The 19412-nt window shown below is 37.1% G+C and carries 21 protein-coding genes; 14 read left to right on the forward strand and 7 right to left on the reverse strand.

Annotated elements, in window-relative coordinates:
- Positions 1 to 36 precede the first annotated feature (36 nt).
- Positions 37 to 1329, forward strand: a complete 1293-nt coding sequence (locus tag ACAN52_RS20155; RefSeq protein ID WP_378956850.1) for a PepSY-associated TM helix domain-containing protein — start codon at positions 37 to 39, stop codon at positions 1327 to 1329.
- 170 nt (positions 1330 to 1499) lie between these two features.
- Here the strand turns inward: ACAN52_RS20155 and ACAN52_RS20160 are convergent, their stop codons facing one another.
- Positions 1500 to 1577, reverse strand: coding sequence for a hypothetical protein (locus ACAN52_RS20160; RefSeq protein WP_378956884.1), 78 nt, complete (start codon positions 1575 to 1577; stop codon positions 1500 to 1502).
- Between the two features lie 285 nt (positions 1578 to 1862).
- On the opposite strand from ACAN52_RS20160, the gene ACAN52_RS20165 reads away from it, so the two are divergent.
- From ACAN52_RS20165 to ACAN52_RS20175, 3 genes are all read left to right on the forward strand, one after another.
- Positions 1863 to 3617 carry an ABC transporter ATP-binding protein/permease gene (locus tag ACAN52_RS20165; RefSeq protein ID WP_378956851.1) on the forward strand — a complete coding sequence of 585 codons (1755 nt, stop codon included), beginning with the start codon at positions 1863 to 1865 and terminating at the stop codon, positions 3615 to 3617.
- Positions 3618 to 3656: 39 nt separating this feature from the next.
- Positions 3657 to 4079 carry an energy transducer TonB gene (locus tag ACAN52_RS20170; protein WP_378956853.1) on the forward strand — a complete coding sequence of 141 codons (423 nt, stop codon included), beginning with the start codon at positions 3657 to 3659 and terminating at the stop codon, positions 4077 to 4079.
- 327 nt (positions 4080 to 4406) lie between these two features.
- Positions 4407 to 5921, forward strand: coding sequence for an FGGY-family carbohydrate kinase (locus tag ACAN52_RS20175; protein ID WP_378956855.1), 1515 nt, complete (start codon positions 4407 to 4409; stop codon positions 5919 to 5921).
- Positions 5922 to 5997: 76 nt separating this feature from the next.
- Here the strand turns inward: ACAN52_RS20175 and ACAN52_RS20180 are convergent, their stop codons facing one another.
- The 3 genes from ACAN52_RS20180 to rpsD all read right to left on the reverse strand — a co-directional run bounded on the left by ACAN52_RS20180 (position 5998) and on the right by rpsD (position 8098).
- Positions 5998 to 6492: a hypothetical protein gene (locus ACAN52_RS20180; protein ID WP_378956857.1), complete on the reverse strand. Its 495-nt coding sequence runs from the start codon at positions 6490 to 6492 to the stop codon at positions 5998 to 6000.
- A gap of 332 nt (positions 6493 to 6824) precedes the next feature.
- Entirely contained in the window at positions 6825 to 7475 is a 651-nt protein-coding gene (locus ACAN52_RS20185) for a hypothetical protein (protein WP_378956859.1), read from the reverse strand.
- 29 nt (positions 7476 to 7504) lie between these two features.
- Positions 7505 to 8098 (reverse strand): 30S ribosomal protein S4, encoded by a 594-nt coding sequence (gene rpsD / locus ACAN52_RS20190; RefSeq protein ID WP_378956862.1) that lies wholly within the window; start codon positions 8096 to 8098, stop codon positions 7505 to 7507.
- Between the two features lie 197 nt (positions 8099 to 8295).
- On the opposite strand from rpsD, the gene ACAN52_RS20195 reads away from it, so the two are divergent.
- The 6 genes from ACAN52_RS20195 (at position 8296) to ACAN52_RS20220 (ending at position 13467) form a co-directional block, all read left to right on the forward strand.
- Positions 8296 to 9351 (forward strand): EFR1 family ferrodoxin, encoded by a 1056-nt coding sequence (locus ACAN52_RS20195; protein WP_378956864.1) that lies wholly within the window; start codon positions 8296 to 8298, stop codon positions 9349 to 9351.
- 248 nt (positions 9352 to 9599) lie between these two features.
- Positions 9600 to 10034, forward strand: a complete 435-nt coding sequence (locus tag ACAN52_RS20200) for an Rrf2 family transcriptional regulator (RefSeq protein ID WP_378956865.1) — start codon at positions 9600 to 9602, stop codon at positions 10032 to 10034.
- Between the two features lie 105 nt (positions 10035 to 10139).
- Positions 10140 to 10772 (forward strand): NAD(P)-dependent oxidoreductase, encoded by a 633-nt coding sequence (locus ACAN52_RS20205; protein WP_378956867.1) that lies wholly within the window; start codon positions 10140 to 10142, stop codon positions 10770 to 10772.
- 80 nt (positions 10773 to 10852) lie between these two features.
- A complete protein-coding gene (locus ACAN52_RS20210; protein WP_378956868.1) occupies positions 10853 to 11482 on the forward strand; it encodes a DsbA family protein in 630 nt (209 codons plus the stop codon).
- A 417-nt stretch (positions 11483 to 11899) separates the two neighbouring features.
- A complete protein-coding gene (locus ACAN52_RS20215) occupies positions 11900 to 12814 on the forward strand; it encodes a GNAT family N-acetyltransferase (RefSeq protein WP_378956869.1) in 915 nt (304 codons plus the stop codon).
- 323 nt (positions 12815 to 13137) lie between these two features.
- Positions 13138 to 13467 (forward strand): TIGR04076 family protein, encoded by a 330-nt coding sequence (locus tag ACAN52_RS20220; protein ID WP_378956870.1) that lies wholly within the window; start codon positions 13138 to 13140, stop codon positions 13465 to 13467.
- 84 nt (positions 13468 to 13551) lie between these two features.
- Here ACAN52_RS20220 and ACAN52_RS20225 read toward each other — a convergent pair whose 3' ends face one another.
- Positions 13552 to 14940 carry a PLP-dependent aminotransferase family protein gene (locus ACAN52_RS20225; RefSeq protein WP_378956871.1) on the reverse strand — a complete coding sequence of 463 codons (1389 nt, stop codon included), beginning with the start codon at positions 14938 to 14940 and terminating at the stop codon, positions 13552 to 13554.
- 124 nt (positions 14941 to 15064) lie between these two features.
- On the opposite strand from ACAN52_RS20225, the gene ACAN52_RS20230 reads away from it, so the two are divergent.
- The 3 genes from ACAN52_RS20230 to ACAN52_RS20240 all read left to right on the forward strand — a co-directional run bounded on the left by ACAN52_RS20230 (position 15065) and on the right by ACAN52_RS20240 (position 17701).
- A complete protein-coding gene (locus ACAN52_RS20230; protein ID WP_378956874.1) occupies positions 15065 to 15973 on the forward strand; it encodes a DMT family transporter in 909 nt (302 codons plus the stop codon).
- A gap of 443 nt (positions 15974 to 16416) precedes the next feature.
- Positions 16417 to 16761, forward strand: a complete 345-nt coding sequence (locus tag ACAN52_RS20235) for an ArsR/SmtB family transcription factor (protein ID WP_378956875.1) — start codon at positions 16417 to 16419, stop codon at positions 16759 to 16761.
- A 70-nt stretch (positions 16762 to 16831) separates the two neighbouring features.
- On the forward strand, positions 16832 to 17701 hold the full coding sequence (locus ACAN52_RS20240) for an aldo/keto reductase (RefSeq protein WP_378956876.1): 870 nt from the start codon (positions 16832 to 16834) through the stop codon (positions 17699 to 17701).
- A gap of 229 nt (positions 17702 to 17930) precedes the next feature.
- Here the strand turns inward: ACAN52_RS20240 and ACAN52_RS20245 are convergent, their stop codons facing one another.
- The gene (locus tag ACAN52_RS20245; RefSeq protein WP_378956878.1) at positions 17931 to 18461 is read right to left on the reverse strand and encodes a nitroreductase family protein; all 531 of its coding nucleotides are present in this window, start codon (positions 18459 to 18461) and stop codon (positions 17931 to 17933) included.
- A gap of 274 nt (positions 18462 to 18735) precedes the next feature.
- Here ACAN52_RS20245 and ACAN52_RS20250 point away from each other — a divergent pair, with 274 nt between their 5' ends.
- A complete protein-coding gene (locus ACAN52_RS20250; protein WP_378956880.1) occupies positions 18736 to 19140 on the forward strand; it encodes a winged helix-turn-helix transcriptional regulator in 405 nt (134 codons plus the stop codon).
- A 200-nt stretch (positions 19141 to 19340) separates the two neighbouring features.
- On the opposite strand, the gene ACAN52_RS20255 is transcribed toward ACAN52_RS20250, so the two are convergent.
- Positions 19341 to 19412 (reverse strand): IS3 family transposase (locus tag ACAN52_RS20255; RefSeq protein ID WP_378956886.1); only part of this gene is annotated, 72 nt, incomplete at its 5' end.

Genomic DNA, 19412 nt, shown 5'->3' on the forward strand with positions numbered 1-19412 from the left:
TTGATCTCCATCAATACAGTAATATAGGAGTTAATAATGAAATACTGGTATAAAATTCATAAATGGGCAAGTCTGGTTTGTGCAATCTTCTTTTTAATTATGTGTATGAGTGCTTTACCCTTAATCTTTGGTCGGGAGATAAAGGAATTTAACCAGATCAATGTATCGGCTATTTCTGAGGACTCTCCGATTGGTGGGTCAAACTTGTCTTTGGACAAGCTAGCTGAAAAGAGTCTAAAACTCTACCCAGGATACAATCTGCGCTCCGTCTATTTGAATCATGAGAAGCAGAGTGCTGGTTTTTCATTGAAAGGGGAAGGGAAGGACTATCGGTATATCCAGATGGACCTGCATACGGCAAAAATTATTGAGCAGTCTGATGACCAAGGTATAAAGTATGAGTTTATATCCCAATTTATAAACTTTATGTACAGAATGCATGTTGATATGTATTTGGGATCTTTCGGACATAATTTACTTGGCTTTATGTGTGGATTGAGTATTGTCGCTCTTATCTCAGGACTATGGCTGTATGCACCCTTTATGAAAAATATTTCTTTCGGGACTATTCGTTCTGGTCACCGACGTATCTATTGGATGGACTGGCATAAACTTTTGGGTATTGTCACTCTTTCCTGGGCCGTATTATTATGCCTAAGCGGTTTTATTTTTGTCTTCTCTGGCCCTATTCAAAATACATGGCAGGAGAATACACGCACCGAATTTTTGGTTAGCTATCAGGGGAAACCTTTTCCACCTCAGCGCATTTTACTTGATGATGTACTGAATATTACTCAAATGGCTGCGCCTACTCGTCAAATAACACGCATCCAATTGCCACAAGAAGAAGGGAATATGCCTTGGCATTATGTAGTTCAGACTGCTGGGGAGGGTTTTTCTACCCACTTTTATCATTCTGTCTGGATTGATGCGGAGAATGGGCATATTACGGCTATGATTGAAGCACCCTGGTATATTGAATTGCTTTCCCTAGCTAGACCCATTCATTTCAGCAACCACGATACATTACTCCTCAAGATTCTCTGGTTTCTTATTGATGCGCTGACGTGCGTAATGATTATCACCGGCATTTATGCCTGGTTTGTAAAATTTCGACCATTGAATAAAACGATGGCAACTAAACCGACGAAAGTCCTCTGCCCTGTAAGACAATCGACACGGCAAATATGGCTACTGCCAGCCACCATCATTTTCCTGTCACTGTGTGGTATCCTTGGACCATTGGCAGGTAAGGAGTGGAACAACATATCTACTGTTGCCCTAGGTACACCGTTCATACTTACTCTATATTATTGGTGGCGCAGTTAAATCTCCTTATGCCATCTAAGAAAGTAACCATCGCCGCATCTTGGAATAAGAGGTTGCCATGATGGTTCTTCAGCATTTCTAAGACGCAAGAACTGGATTGATGGAAGTGGAAGGTGAATTATAATAAGATACAAAGTCGGCAAGTCATAATTTGCTAGGCGTGTGTTACCCTAGTGTGACGGAAGGATGCTGCCCTGTACCGGATCATAAAAGCGATTGAGAAGGTTAACTAGCGTAGTTTTCCCCACGCCAGTGGGACCAACCAGTGTAATAGTTGTACCCGACTGGATTTTTAAATTGAATCTTCTAAAATAGAGCTGCCTTGATGTAATGAAAGGTTACATGGATAAAAAGCTCTTAAAATTTCAATTGACGTTGATTCTCATTATCATATATAATTGTTTTAGAATATAAAATTCTAAAACAATTATATTTATTCTGCAGTTGATGGGAGATTGAGACACCCTTATTTGGAAAGGAAACAGTCGTTGCTTACTTTTCCAAGCTACAATTAAGGGGTGTTACGTAATGTTATGTTGTTAAAAAATAACTTAAAAGATGATCAATTAGCTGAAGTGAAAAACTTCAGCCTATTGCATGGGATTTGGAAAGTTGGCAATGGATATTGGCGATCCGCAGAAAAGAAACATGCTATTATGCTATTGCTAGCTATCATTGGACTGACTGCCGCCGATGTTTATCTACAGGTATGGCTGAATAAGTGGCGCAATATTTTTTTTAATACATTGCAAGACAGAGATATAGCAGCATTTTTCGATTCCATTTTCCTCTGGGGTACATTGACCGTATCTGCTTTGGTGGTTACCGTCTATCAGCGTTATTTGCAGAAAATACTGGAACTCAAATGGCGCACGTGGCTGAGTGGCTGGTTAGTGGAGGAATATTTACAGTCAAAGAAATATTATTGCCTGCAAATACTGGATAAGAGTGTCGATAATCCAGACCAGATCATTAGTGAAGATGCCAAGCTATTTATTGAGTCCATTTTGAAAATTTTTATATGGTTTTTGTATACAGTGGGTATTTTATGTAGTTTTACAATGATTCTTTGGAATTTGTCTGGGGCTTTTTCTTTGTTCTGGCATGACTGGCATGTTACAATTCCTGGAGACCTAGTTTGGATTGTATTTGGGTATGCCATTGTAGTAAATTGCATTGTGAGGAAGGTCGGGCACCCTCTGGTGTGGCTTAATTTTGAGCAACAACGTTATGAGGCCGATTTTCGGTTTTTGTTAGTGCGTTTGCGTGAATATGCAGAAGTGATTGCCTTGTATGGAGGCGAACAGCGAGAAGGACATATCTTACATGGTTGCTTTAAGAAAATATATGATAATTTTCATCAATGTATAAACCGGCAAAAAGTGTTGGATGGTTTAATTTTTTTCCTGTATCGAGGGGCTGAACCTTTGCCTTATATCATCGCAGTGCCCCGATTTTTCAGTGGACAAATTCAACTGGGTGGGCTAATGCAGATTACAGCAGCTTTTGACAAGGTGCACAAGTCACTCACATTTTTTGTCGGGTGGTATAAGGAGATCGCTGAGTTAGAGGCGATTGTCAGGAGACTAGTACTGTTTATGGAGGCGATAGAACAACTATCTGTAGTGCATCAAAAGAAGTCCATTCAGGTTGTGACTGTCCTTGATCCTATTTTTTCCGTAGAGGGTCTAAATCTCAGACTACCCAATGGAGCGTTGCTAGTACATAACTTTGCCATGAAGCTGCAGGCAGGCGAATCCCTACTGATTCTCGGAGCATCAGGCTATGGCAAGAGTATGCTGATAAAAGCCATAGCCGGTATTTGGCCTTTTGGTGAGGGGTGTATTAAAATACCACAAAACCAGCAGTGCTTATTTTTGCCACAGAATCCGTATTTACCCATAGGGACCTTACGAGAAGTGCTTCTTTATCCACAGCCTAGCCTGGGTTATTCGGATGAAACCCTACATGCAGTACTGAAAAAATGCAAATTAGATGGTTTGCTGGGACGATTAGATGCGCAAGAAGACTGGTCACACCTACTTTCAATGGGAGAGCAGCAACGAATTGCTTTTGCCCGTGCCATTTTGCAAAAGCCACAATGGCTATTTTTAGATGAAACCACTTCTGGATTAGATGAAGCCACAGAAAAAATGCTCTATAAATTACTACGAAGTGAACTTAGGGAAACGGGGATTATTAGTGTGGGCCACCGCAGTAGCATTATGCCTTATCATGATAAGATATTGACGATTAAAGAAAAAGGAGGGTGGGCATTGGTGGCGTGAACAGTAAGAGAGACCAAAAAAATAAAAGAGGGTGTTTTTATGAAAGAAATAAGATTTATTACAATGTTTACTTTATTATTATTAATGACTGGCATGTCAGTGTCTGCTTTAGCGCAAGAGAATACGCAGATGACTCCGCCCCGCATTATTACCTTAGCAACGCTCTCTCTGTCGCCAGAACTTCAAGACAAATATGCAGAACAAACACTGCTAGTGAAGATCAAGGCCACTGTCTCTGAGTATGGAGCAGCAGATGGTGATGTGCAGATCATGACAAGTTCTGGGGATATTGCTTTTGATAATGCAGTCATCGCGTTAGTTAAGGAATCTGAATTTAGTCCCGCATATCGTGGCAATACGGCAGTTTCTTCTTCTATTCTTCTTCCCTTGCATGTTAAGGTAGAAAAAAACATACCTGAAGAGCAGGCAATCGTTGGAACACAGCCCGTTGTCAATAAATAATAAGCTCTTCTCTAGTGCAACAAGTGGAAAAAGGGCTTGGCAAGAGTATAAGAGGAAGCCTTGTATGACAACAAAGGTGCAAAATCCCATTAAAATGAGGACCACTGAAGCCACAAAATTTTGTGGCTTTTTTCTTTGTGTGGAGTTGATGATATAGGGGAGATTATCCTTGGAAAAAAGTAATATTTTCAAGGAATTTATCCCACGATAGCGAATGTAAACAGTTAAGCTAAATAAATTGAGTTTCGAAGAGATAAAATAAAAGGTGCAATGACATTAGAGGTCATTTCAAAAGATATGACTAGCTAAATACAGGAGGCGTGGCAAATGATGGAGCAATACTATCTTAGTTTTGATGCAGGAACGCAAAGTGTAAAAGTGGCGGTATACAATGAAAATATGGAATGCGTAGCGAAAGTATCCAATCAGACGACTTTGACCTATCCCCATCCCGGCTGGGTTGAGATGGATGCGGATGAATATCTTGAACTGACTAAACTGGGCATGAAACAGTGCATGACGCAGTTAAAAGAACAGGGGATTAATCCAGGATTGATCAAAGCGATTATGGGCGATGGAATTATTTGTGGAATTGTCGGTATTGATGAGAACGGCAAGGCAATCACACCCTACATAAATTATTTGGATTCACGGACGCAAAGCGATGCGGCAGTACTTAAAGAATTTGATCTCGACATCTGGGGTAAAGAAACGGGTAATGCGGAGCCGCTCTGCATGTTTCCAGCCTTGCATGCCCGTTGGCTGTTGGCCAATAATAAAGAATTTCAGGCCAGAGGCAAGAAATTTGTCCACAACACACCGTATATCTTACTCAATCTTGCCGGTTTAAAGAGTAGCGATGCCTTTATTGATTGGGGAGCGATGTCAGGTTGGGGATTAGGTTACAAAGTGTATGAAAAAGAATGGTCCGATGAACAGCTATCTATATTGGAAATCGATAAAAGTTATATGCCAAAGATCGTAAAACCGTGGGATATCATCGGTACTTTATCAGCTGAAGCAGCCGCGGAAACCGGTTGCCCATCAGGGATCCCTATCTGTGCCGGAGCCGGAGATACTATGCAGTCCATGTTAGGCAGTGGGATTTTTGAAGCCAATAAGGCCGTAGATGTTGCCGGCACCTGCGCAATGTTCTGCGTTTCGACCACAAGGATCATGCCAGAACTAAGCCGTAAAGGTAGCGGCCTAATCTTCAACAGCGGTACATTAGAAAATACATATTTTTATTGGGGTTTTGTCCGAACCGGTGGGTTGGCACTGCGCTGGTTCAAGGACAGTATCTGCCAACAAGCCGATGATGACAACTATTACGAAATGTTAAGCCAAGGCGCGTCCAAAGTCGCCCCAGGATGCAATGATGTGATCTTTTTGCCGTACCTAACTGGTGGCTATGACGAATATTCCAATGTCAAAGGCAGTTTCCTGAACATGACTCTAGACACCGACCAATTTGTCTTATGGCGGGCCGTGCTTGAGGCCATTGCCTATGACTATCGGGAAATCATCGACACATACCGCAAAGCCGGTATTGAAATCAATAGAATCACTATTACTGAAGGTGGCAGTGGCGATGCTCTTTGGAATCAGATCAAAGCCGATGTCATGAACAGCGAGGCGATCACTTTGGAGATTTCTGGTGGCGCAGTACTGACAAATTCCATCATCGCAGCCTATGCAACGGGCGCGGGCAGAGACTTGAAAGAGCTGCTCACCAGCAATTTGAAAATAGCCCATACCTATAGACCTGAGAGCAAAAATTCCGATATCTATAAGCAGCAGTCGCAGAAACAAAAAGATTTATTGAATAAATTAGGTCACTAAATGCCAGTAAAGATCAAAAAACAAGCCTTGCAGGTGCAAGGCTTGTTTTTTGGGGCGAAAATAGCAAAGTGCGATCTTACAAAGATGACAATTGGTTTTTCCAATATTGTAAATCTACGGTGCTTAACGGCAGTTCAATAGCGGAATCACTGCCCAAATAGTTAAAGGAAACTTTTACAGTATCAGCCTGGGATATTTCCTTTAGGATTTGTGGGGGAAAGGTAACAAATAAAGTATTAGTATGTTTAAAACATTTTCCTATGGAGAAATCTTTTAGAGAATAAGTCGGCGGCTGGGCGGATATCTCAATATTATCGATTTTGTATGTTTTACCATCAACATCAATGATGAAATTCTTTTCCATTGGTCTAGAATCATAACGGAAATCGACTACAGATAAGGTTGCACCTGTAACATGAGTTGTTTTAGGATCAACCACGCCACGAAAATCAATATTACAGTAGGCTGATAAGTTATTGGCAGTACGATTGTCGTAAGAAAAAACCGTATAACTGCAATAAAAGGCAATGGCGGATATAAAGAAAACTAGGATGGTTGTCTTTTTGCGCATAATAACTCCTTGAAAAGTGTGCTGTATTTATGGCTTAATGTTACAGGAGATTAACTTTTTTGTCTATATAAGTCTAATTAAGTTATTATTGTTTCATGCATGTTTTTGATATAATGAAATTGATAATATTATATCGCCAAAAATCATGACGAAGATTTCAATTAAATATGGCATTTTACCATCAATTATTGATAAGACTGGGGAAGATGTTACTAGTATTCTGCAAAATGAAAAAAGACTGTACTGAAACTTAACATTCAGATAGTCTTTTCTCAGATAACCTATGATTTTTTCATATGTGATTCATATCAATATCAAATTACGTACCATTTTTAGATAATACATCCAATGTTATTGTTTAAAAGTTGTACAAAAGATCTTTTGCTAAATTGATTGGTATAAAAACTTTCGCACATATTCTTTAATTGAGTAGTGGTTAATCCAATATATTCTTCTAGAACTTCACTAAATTCGATAGTGTGAATTAAATAATCTGCAATCTCGAAAGTGCTACCAAAGATACCCATATGCAGAATAGAGTTTTCTTGATACCAAGATGCATTAAATTTATTAGAAAACTCCCTGATTTTTTCTAGGCAGGATACATTATCTAATTCCCAATAAGTATTTAGTTCATCAAGAGATGTTTTCATCACACTGCCATATTCAGAACCAGAATCGTCAATGTACTCAATCATTTCACTATGTGAGCAGATCGGAATATATAAATCTTGATTTGTGACGTTGATGATATAAAAGAATGCTAAGGGGACATAGATATATTGGATAAAACCCAATAGAGATTTTGCATCAGGATAGCATGCCCAATTATTATCTATGACATCTCTTTCATAATCAATCACCACTGTATTTATAAAAATCGCATCGTGTGGAGACTTAAGCTTGGCAAAGTCATCTCGCCAAAGATTTTTTTTCTTTAACAGGACGTCTTCCCAATAATACGGATTATTGTACTTACACATTCTGTTCCCTCCTTGTGGGAAATAAACTCTTATTTTGAGTATAATTCAATGGCGAGAATTTCATTGACTTCAATAGGAATTTCTTCTCTATTTGGTAGTCGTAGCAACTTCCCACTAAACTGTTCATGATCCTGTTCAATATATGGTAAGGAGAACCCTTGAATTTCTAAAAAATTAGCCGAAAATAATTGATTATTTCGTTGTTTTTCACTCAATGAGATAACATCCTCTACCTTTACTCCATACGAAGGGATATCAACTTTTTTTCCATTAACTAGTATATGACCATGAGTTACGATTTGCCTTGCTTGACGTATAGAACTCGCAAATCCGATTCTATAAACAAGGTTATCAAGTCTGCATTCTAAAGTTTTTAAGAGAGCAACCCCTGTGATTTCTTTACTTTTTTTAGCCTTTTCAATATAACGTATAAATTGCTTCTCAAAAAGACCATAATAAGCTTTTATTTTCTGTTTTTCTAACAGTTGCAAGCCATAATTTGATAATTTTTTTCCTGCTCGGCTATTTTGCGGGGTAGCCTTGTTCATTGCTTTTGGATGTCCAAAAATATTAACTCCTAATCTTCGAGATAATTTAAATCTTGGTTCGCATCTTGTTGCCATTTTAAAAACTCCTATCTTAGCTTTTTTAAATATCAAATATGCATTGTATTAAACCGACTTTCAAAGTATAACATTAATGAGAATGATTTTCAATATCATTAAATGAAAATATGCTTATTTTGCAATATATTATAATGGATAGCGAATTTTTTTCGATATGGTAAGTTAGTAAGATATTTATAGAGGGGGAGATAAATATGGCATTTGAAAAAATGTGCGTGTTCTTTATGACAGGTACAGGAAATTCATACAAGATAGCAGCATGGTGTAGCGAAGTAGCAAAAACATTTGATCTACAAACTAAAATGCAACAAATAACAACTGACAAACTAGCGATAGAGCTGGGTGAGAAAATACTCTGTATTTTTACATTTCCTACTCATGGCTTTACAGCTCCATGGTTAATAGTAAAGCAGATTTTATACATTCCAAGAGGAAAAGGTACATCTGCCGTTGTTCTAGCTTCACGTGCTGGTATTAGAATCAAGGGTATTTCTCTCCCCGGAATGGAAGGAACAGCAGGTTATCTAATAACGTGTTTATTATTTTTAAAAGGTTATAAGGTAAGGGGAGTTATAGGTATAGATATGCCTAGTAATTGGACTGCGGTTCATTGGGGCTTAAGTAAGGAAAATATTGAATTTATTATTTCAGCAGCTCAGCCTAAAGTTAAGCACTTTGCTAAAGTGATTTTGTCAGGGCAAGTATATTTTGACGGGATTGTTTCGTTGGTGCTAGGTCTATGGTTAGCGCCGATTTCCTTCATGTACCTTATTATGGCACAATTGATTTTCTCGAAGTTATTTTTTGCTTCGGATCAGTGCATAGGGTGTAGTTTATGCGTTAATTCTTGTCCTAAACACGCCATTATAATGAAGGGGATAAAAAGAAAACGTCCATATTGGACCTATTCTTGTGACAGTTGCATGGCCTGTATGAACTACTGTCCGCATAAAGCGGTAGAGGTAAGTCCATTATTAGCAATCATTTTTTATTATCTTACAACAGTACCCATTTCAACATATTTGCTGGGGAATCTATTGCCTGCTACTCTTACCTGGTTTCCTATTAATTTGGATGGGGCCATACAATACGTCTACATATTAACGAGTGTTCTACTTGTATATCTAATTTTGCATACTGCATTAGGGTGGCGATTTTTCAGTATGATTCTGAGTAGGTTTTCTCATACTCACTATCTTCGCAGATATCATGCTCCAGATATAACTTTAAAAGAAATCAATAAAAGATAATAAAGCTTAAATTTAGCCATTATACAAAAAAAATTCCAGAGTTTATTTTAATCAAAGCAAGATGTTCTTAAGATTATATTAAAGAAAACCGGAAGGATTTTTAGGATCTGATTAAGTGCAAGTGAATACTTTCGTGAGAAAAATGCTACTCATCTAATTCGATTAACCAGATGAGTAGTTTTTCTTATTAAATCTCTTGACTATATTTTAAGTTGTAAGTATAATGGTTACAACAAGAGGTGATGCAGATGAAAATTAGCAGTCGTTTCGCCGTAGCGGTACATATTTTATCTTTGCTAGCAGTAAGCCCAACATCTCACAATACATCAGAATGGATTGCGGGAAGTGTCAATACAAATCCTGTGATTATTCGTAGAGTTCTTGGGCAACTAAAAAAAGCTGGATTGGTAAATGTACGCTCTGGAACAGGAGGAGCTTACCTCATTAAAGAGTTAAAAGATATTACATTATTTGAAATCTATCAAGCAGTAGAAGTTGTTAAAGAGGATCAATTATTTAATCTTCATGAGCAGCCCAATCCTCGATGTCCTGTTGGGGCCAATATCCAATCTGTATTGCAGTTGGTGCTAATCAGTGCTCAATCTGCAATGGAAGAAGTCTTAATGAAAGTAACAATGGACCAATTAGTTGCCGGTTTGATTGAAAAAATAGGTTCTGACTAATCTATTTTTTTAGGCAAGTTGTAACAATTATAGTTACAACAAGTTAAAGGAAAATAAATAGTTTGCATCAATCTCTTAAATAAAATAAAAAGGAATGAATTAATTATGAAAATTGCATTAATCGGAGCTAGTGGAACTGTGGGGCAGCGTATTTTACAAGAAGCATTAACAAGAGGACATCAAGTCGTAGCCATTGTGCGAGATCCTTCTCGTATTCCTCTAGAACACGAGAGATTACGTGTAGTAACAGGGGATCTTTTAGACGGTGAGAGCATTCGCAAGGCAGTAGTAGGTCATGATGCGGTGATTAGTGCTTATGGACCATCACACGGAGCTGAAGATGCTATGAAGGCTGTGACCAACGAACTAATCAATGCTGTCAAACAGGCTGGCGTACAACGGTTGTTGATCGTAGGTGGGGCTGGCAGTCTAGAAGTTGCCCCTGGTCTCAAACTGGTCAATGCACCAAATTTTCCAGAGGCATGGAAACCAATTGCATTGGCTGCTGCTGAAACCCTAGAAATTTATCGTAAGGCAGATTTGGATTGGACCTATTTTAGCCCTGCTGCCATGTTTCAACCAGGAGAACGTACAGGTGTATTTAGAATAGGTACTGATCAGCTTGTAGTCGATGAAAAAGGGGAAAGTCATATTTCTACAGAAGATTATGCTATTGCCATGTTAGATGAAGTAGAAAATCCTCACTTTATCCGTAAACGTTTCACTATCGCCTATTAAATGGGTACAATCTTATAGTAAAGCAAGAGAAATATTGCGCTCAAAGGCACAAATCTCTTGCTTTCAAGGAGGACTAGAAGATGAAAACAAAAATTTATTATGTTATGGACACAATGTGTGGATGGTGCTATGGATTTAGTGATACAATCAACCAAATTCATGAAAAGTATAAGAGTGAGTTGGATTTTACCATTTTACCGGCTGGAATGTGGATTGGTGAGAGCGCAAAAACAATGAATAGTAGTCTTAGTCATTTTATGAAAACCCATAATGTAACAATCACGAAACTGACAGGAAAAAAGTTTGGTCATGAATTTGAAAAAAACATACTACAAAAAAACGAAGTTGTTTTAGATAGCTTGCCTGGTGCAAAAGCGGTTGTTATTATGCAAACAATAAAAAAAGAAAAGACTTTTGAATATTTAAAAGAAATACAGAAAGCCTTTTATGTAGATGGGAAAGATACTAACGATTGGCAGCTTTATGCTAATATTGCTAATAACTTTGGCGTTTCCAAGGAAGTATTTAAAAAGGAATATTTCTCTGACCAACAATCAAAAATCGTGAATGACTGCTTCGTATTGGCTGAGCAGTTAGGAGTATCAACTTATCCTAGTGTAGTGGCCATAATAGAGGGGAGATCTCAATTGATCTCTCAAGGGTATATGCCATTGAGTGAATTAGAAGTAATACTTGATAAGTATATCTGATGTTGTACTATTCAAGGTAGATTGTAATTCATCTTATTACAATCTCATTTTAAAATGAAAGAAGTATTTATGGTTTCAAAAAATGGAAATAAATTAAAGAAAACTTGGCTATTTGGCCAAGTTTTTTTAATTTATTTTTGATCTTTTGACTGTTCTAGGATCTTACAATTGAGATGAAGATACTACAATCCATGCAGCGCGCGGATTGCGGTACGTATTTTCGTATTTCTCGAAATGGAAAATTCTATTTTTGTTATCAGTCAGCCCGAAAAAAACGATAGACGATTGATTCACATATCTATTTGCAGAATAAAATAGTGAAAATAACTAGAATTGTTGACACAGTCCACAAAAACACTATATAATGATAGTGGATAGAGTCCACCATTATTATATAGATAACAGGAGGAAAATAAATTGTTAACATCAGCAGATATTATTTCAAATATTAGGGGATTTAACCGTTTTTACACAAATATTTTGGGATTACTGGATCAATACATCTTAGATTCAGGCTATTCATTAACAGAAGCGCGGGTTCTATTTGAAATAAGTAAAACAGAGCAGTGTACCGCAAATACGCTGGTAAATCAACTGGGGATTGACCGCAGTTATATGAGTAGAATGATACTGAAGTTCGAACGAAATGGCCTCGTTACAAAAACCGTATCAGAAACAGATACTCGTGTAAATTATATTCAGCTTACTGACAAAGGGTGGCAAGAATTTAAGGATTTGAATGAGAAATCGAACGAACAAATAAAGAAACTGATCGAACCTCTTAGTGATGAAGCTTGTATTCAAGTTCATAATGCTATGAACACTATTAAAAGAAATCTTTCGATTACTACGGATTCAATATCCATCCGTCCTTTTACCCCGAGTGATATTGACTATGTAATTTCTCGTCATAAAGCTTTATATCGAGAAGAACGTAATTTATCTTCGACTTTTGATAAATATGTTGACGAAAGCATACATCACTTTGTACAGAATTTTGATGAGAAAAAAGAGTGCATGTTTATTCTTGAATGTAATGGAAGTCCTGCAGGATGTGTTGCAATTATGAAAGCAGATGAGAAAACCGCACAATTTAGATATTACATACTTGAACCTGAAATGCGCGGAAGAGGATTAGGACATAAATTGATTGATATGGCATTGGATTTCTGTCGTCAAAAAGGATATCAACACGTTTTTCTTTTAACAATGAATTCTCTAAAAGTAGCAAGGCATTTATATAAGAATAGGGGATTTAAGATAACAAAAACCTATGAAAACCCTGAATGGGGCAAGGATGTCTTGGAAGAACGCTGGGATTTGGACCTGTAAGGGAAGATAAGAAATGGAAGCATGCTCGATTTTGTTCAAGTAACACTCTTATTGGTATAGGATTTGGCCTTGGTGCAGCAGTACTTTACGCAACGGTTGTGATACTTAATAAGTTTATTAAAGATGAATCAATAAACCTTATGCAAATTGCAGGTGGAATGATAATCTTAGGATTTACACTTCTAAATGAAATTCAACCAAAATAGAGATATGTGAGGTATAATAGAGTATCTAAACCTTGCAAACTTGATGTAAAATATAAAAGAAAGCAAAAGAAGTCCTAACTATAATAAATACGCAAAAATATTACTTGGAGGTATAATATGGCTGGCACCAAATATTGTGATGTTAAGATTACTGTACTGAAAAAGATTGAAGTACCTGATATTCACAAGGAATATGCTGCTGATAACGTACATATTAACTGCGCCAAATACAAAGAGGGTCAGGAATACCTTTGCAAAAATGTACAGAAGCCTGAAGGTTTTTGCAGTTGGGCTTGGGTCGCCGTTCAAGATAAGATTGTGTTCCTTTCTCTCGGACATGACTATCCTTGGATTAAACAGAAAGGCGTAGAAATCGTCTCCTGTGCTGATGGGTTGCATCCTGTCTTATACAAATTAGAAAGAATTGAAGCAATAGAGATAGACTGATGAACACGTACAATCATTGGTTGGCGAACAGGGGCCGAAATAAAACTGGCATCGTTTCATACGGTGCCAGTTTTACTGTTACTTTTACATCTGTTCAGCTAACAAACTAATACCATGCTTAATTTCTTGGGGTTCGAGATGTCCATAACCGAGTAAAATTTTCCCCAGATGTTTTCCTTTCATGATGCTATGATAATCTACGGTTGTAATTCGAATTCCATGTAGCTGGCAATGATAGGCGAAGTCTTGATCAAAGCGTCTACCAGGAAATTCAAGAGCTATATGCAGGCCAGCAGCATCGCCCCAAGGTTGCCAACAGTTACCGAATTTTTCTGCCAATGTCTCAAGTAAAAATTTTCGTCGTTGTCCATAAATTCGTCGCATGGTTTGAATATGTCTGTCAAGTTTACGAGTACTTAGAAACTCTGCCAGTGCAGCTTGCGCAAAAGGTGGATTTTGGACATCCGTATAAAGACGCAATTGACACCAGAGAGGTTGCAAAGAACGTGGTAAAATGATATACCCAATACGTAGAGCAGGAAACAAAATTTTACTAAATGTACCAACATAAATAACGCGTTGCGGATCTAAAGTATAAAGTGGCGCTACTGGTGAACCGATATAACGAAATTCGCTATCATAATCATCTTCAATGAGATACAAATCCTGTTCTTGAGCAAAACGAACTAGTGCAGTACGGCGCCCTGCTGGCAAAATGCCGCCGAGAGGAAACTGATGGGAAGGAGTGACATATACAGCGCAAGCATCTGAGTTCGTCAGTGCATTCGTTTGCAGGCCCTGAGCATCAACAGGCACGGGCTTGACTCGGAAGTTATTCTTTTGTAATACGCGCAACATACCCATATGACAGGGATCTTCAATGATAAGTTCCTGTCTTTTTTTTGTTGACAAAAGTTCGGCCAGTATATGAAGAGCATGAGTAGCGCCAGCAGTAATGAAAATTTCTTGTGGTGCAACGACAAGTCCTCTGCTCCGCAAAAGCCAGGCAGAAATTTGTTCACGTAAAACTGGCAAACCTTCTGGTTCAGTATAACCCCAGTGCTCTAACCCCAATTTTTCGGAGGCCTGATGTATAAGTTGTAGCCAACGCTGTTGGGGAAAATGGCGTAAATCTGGCAGACCTGTCCGAAAATCCGCACGGTAATTCACTGTAGAGTCAATCTTTTCGATGGCTGCTTGTTGGTTTATAAGTTCACTGTTCTTTAAAATCAAACCTTCGGCTACACGTGTGGGTGCTCCTTGGCGGCTGACAATATAGCCTTCGGCTGCCAACATTTCATAGGATTCATAGGCCGTATTACGAGAGATGGACAACTCTTTAGCTAATTCCCGAGTAGAGGGTAGCATATCACCAGGCTGTAAGCAACCTTTGAGCATTTGTTTCCGCAGGGCCTGATAGATTTGACGAGCCAATGTAATTTCACTGTGACGTTGCAGTATAATTCCCCACATAATTCCTCCAACTGGTTCTTTGAATTTTGCAGTAAACTGGATCTGTAACTGTACCAGTTTATTTGTTACGATTATATCATAAATAATCTATTTTGATATTTTTATCTTGATAGTAGGAGGAATTATGATTCAACATTTTGTCGGAATACTCTATTTGATTGGAGCGTTTAGTCTGGCAGGAACTTCAGTGATTGCTGGACGTTTTGTTTCTGGAAATCTAGGAACATTTACGATCGCTGCTGCTAGTCTCTTCTTTGCCTTACTAGGTCTGATACCACTTTGCATTTCAAATTTGCGTAGTACTTTGCAGTTCCTGTCGGTGGGGATGTGGATTAAACTCTTATTCCAGGCCCTATTCGGTATTTTTTTATTCCGAATGTTTTTGTTACAAGCACTTGTTTTAACTAGTACTGGCGAGGCAGGTATACTAACAGGTGTGACACCAGCAGTAACAGTATTGCTGGCTTGGTTACTTCTAAAAGAGTCATTGAGCAAGTTGCGTATTTTCGGTGTGATTAGCACGGTGACGGGTATATTAGTGATCCAGGGACTCTTTTCTTCAGGCACTGAATTTTCTGAAGATCATATGCTGGGAAATCTGTTAGTCATTTGTGCAGCTTTGTGTGAGTCGATATTCAATGTACTTTCTCGATTGGAAAGTGCTAAAGCGGCTGAACGACCAGAGCCATTATTTGATCCAATTGTTCAAAGCACCTTAGTGACTGCAATTGCATTATTCCTTTGTTTGGTACCTGCTTTTATGGAAGAACCATTTACTAGGCTTAACCTATTGGACATAAAAGGTTGGGGAGCCTTAGTTTGGTATGGATTATTTGTTACTGCATTAGCATTTATTTTTTGGTATAAAGGCATTAGACGTTGCAAGGCCTCTGTCGCCGCTACTTTCTCTGGCATGATGCCATTAACTTCGCTCATTCTAGCCATTCTTATATTAGGTGAGCATCCTGGAGTGGAACAGTGGGCAGGAGGTTTACTAATCTTAGGGGGTATGGTGATGACGGTTCCTGAGTGACAGAATGATAAACGCCAATCTTTTAAATAATATACTATTGCTACTCAAACAAGTATATGAGGGTTTGGGATTAATCGGGGGGAACCGTATCATCTATAATGGCTAAAGAAGCTTCTAACAAATTTTACAAAATTTATTAGAAGCTTCTTTGTTATTTGATAAAGATATACCATCCGTTTTTAAAAATATATTTTAAAACTAATCTAATAATAAGCAACTTCCATAAACTGCTAAAAATTATTGTTCTAGAAGACAAAAAGCTTGGAGAAAATTAATTACAACTTAAGATATCCGTCTCGATTTACTTTCCCGATGTTGATAAAGTAATTATACCTTGCTATGATGGATTAAAACAATAAACCATTAACAGACAATTAATCAAGTTTGCATAAAAGAAAGGGTCAATGATTTGTTATTAAAAGTCTTTACTTAAAGGAGATATAATGAATGAATTAGACAAATTAAAACAACTAGAAAATGAGTTTAAAGAATGCAGAGCAGTGTTAGTTGCTATTGGAGATGATACAAGACAATTAATTATTATAAGTTTAATGAAAGGAACATATCCCGGAATGAGAGTTGGAGAAATAACTAAAAGAACAAATTTGTCACGCCCGGCTGTTTCACATCATTTAAAAATATTAAAGGAGGCAAAAATTGTAGATGTCGTCAAGGAAGGCACGATGAACTTTTATCATATAAATCCAGCTAAAAGCGACTTGATTTTGATGAAACGGCTATTTACTCATATTGAAGAATTTATGTTTGAGTGTTGGAAGAAAGAATGAAATGATGCAGAGTCGTAAAGAATTTCTTCAGTAGGTTTAAGCCAATTTGTTTTGAAGGGAATATAAGTAAATGAATACAATAAATCAGGAAATAAGAGCAGCCAATGGTGTTAAAATTCCACAAATAGGTTTCGGGGTATATAAACTAACTAAAGAGGAAGAGTTTGAAACGGCGGTCGGTGAGGCTATTCGAATTGGGTATCGGCATTTTGATACCGCCAAAATTTATGGAAATGAGAAAAATCTAGGAAAAGAAATTCAGAAAAGTCGGATCTCTCGGGAAGAATTTTTTATTACTTCGAAAGTTTGGAATACGGATCATGGTTATGAAGCTACTAAGAAGGCCTTTGGAGAGACATGTAAAAAGCTGAATGTAGAGTATCTTGATATGTACCTAATCCATTTTGCCTCACCTCATTACATAGAAACGTGGCGAGCTATGGAAGAGTTATATTTGGAAGGAAAAATCAAAGTGATTGGAGTTGCGAATTTTGAGATTCAGCACATTGCAGAATTAATGAGACATTCGAAGATTCCACCAATGATTAATCAGATTGAGACTCATCCAGAATTTCCACAAAATGAATTGCACGACTATCTCGTTGAACACAAAATTTTACATGAAGCATGGGCACCATTAGGGCAAGGGAATAAGGCGTTATTGGGAAATGCAGAGTTAAAAAAAATTGCCTATCATCATAATAAAACAGTGGCTCAAATCATTCTACGGTGGCATGTGCAGCGGGGAATTATTATTATTCCAAAATCATCAAAGCCAGAAAGAATTAAAGAAAACATTCAGTTGTTTGACTTTGAATTATCCAGTGAAGAAATGGGAAAGATTAATCAACTGAATACAGGCAAAAGGTATTCGCATAGTCCTACAGGTTATATGATTAGTCCACTTTATAATAAACTGATGAAAATTTTTATTAAATAAATTTCGCCGTTAGAGATGATACGCAGAACCGTATCATTGGTAGTGGCGAAAAAAGTCCTCAATCCTTTTTAAAATAGGGATTGAGGACTTTTTCAGGTGATGATTATTGAAGGTAACTGATCTTATTATCATACAATTATAGAATATATTTTCAATTGTTTATCGATGCTGAATTTTAAAAAAATAAATTAGAGTGGTTGAAAAGTAGATTATAGCCTAAATAAAATGTCTACTTAATTATGTTAAGTTGTATAGTTTGTTTCAATTCTTTTTCTATAGTGAATGGTTCATTTGGATAACCTAATGCAATGCCAGCAGCAGGAAAAAAGCCTTCAGGTAAATTTAAATCTTCTATTAACTCTTGATTTGCATTAATCGCAAATATGGACCGCAATAAATATACACTGCCTATATTAAGATTAGTAGCAGCAAGAGTCATATTTTCAATAATACAAGATGCATTAGCAATTGCAACAGTGGGAGCTTTATCATTTGGTTTGCCAGAAATAATTACTAGAGTTGGTGCACCATATAATGGTTTCGCTTTTGGATTACCTAATAAATTTGCAGTTGCTTTTGAAATTCTATCTAATAGATCAGGATTTTGAATAACCGTCATATGTACTTCATGATAAGCACCAATTCCTACTGGAGCAGCGCATCCAGCAACAAGTATAGTATTTAAGGATTCATCATTGATTTGCTTAGATTTGTAATTTCTAGTTGATTTACGCATTGCTATTATTTTCATTAATTCCATGATTAATATCTCCTTTAGATTATATATTTACTCAAGTTAATATACTTGGTACAATAATTATACTTAATTGAATTTATGCTGACAAGTACGCAGAATTTTAAGATTAGGTACCATTTTTCATANTTCATTAATTCCATGATTAATATCTCCTTTAGATTATATATTTACTCAAGTTAATATACTTGGTACAATAATTATACTTAATTGAATTTATGCTGACAAGTACGCAGAATTTTAAGATTAGGTACCATTTTTCATACTAGGAGGAATAGATATGGCAAGCGAACAAGAATTAGCGCAATATTTGAATGTATTTAGAGAATCAGAAAAGTCCTTAGAATGTCCTGTAAAATGTGCATTAGAATTAATTGGAGGTAAGTGGAAACTTCGTATATTGGCACAGTTATTAAGCAATGAAGTGGTAAGGTTTAATGAATTAAAAAGGGAGATATCAGGAATAACAAATACAATGCTATCAAATTCCTTACGTGAACTTGAAAGAGATGAATTAATTACTAGACATCAATATAATGAAATGCCTGTAAAAGTAGAATATGCTTTGACTGATAAGGGAAGAAAGCTGTTGCCAGTATTTTATGAATTAACTACTTGGTGGAATAATTATAGAAAGGAAGAAATTATTATCAAAAAAATTACACATTCACAGTTTACGTTATAGACGTTACGCAAGCCGTATCATCTTACCATTATTTAATATTATTTACTTTTGAGTAAGCCTAACTTTAAATCGATAAAAAAGGGGGCTTAACATAAATGAATATTGATGTTGCACTTATCAGAGCTAAGGGGGAGACAGGGGACGGTTTGTAGTGCATCTAAAATAGTGGACACTGTCCCCACCCAAAATGTCTTTAAATTTTAGGGGAGTTGCTGTCTAAAAGTGATTGGAGATAAATCACGTAACCTTTTCTGGGTACGTTCGTGATTGTA

The sequence above is a fragment of the Pelosinus sp. sgz500959 genome, from assembly GCF_042610375.1.
Taxonomy (GTDB): Bacteria; Bacillota; Negativicutes; order DSM-13327; family DSM-13327; genus CTSoil-075.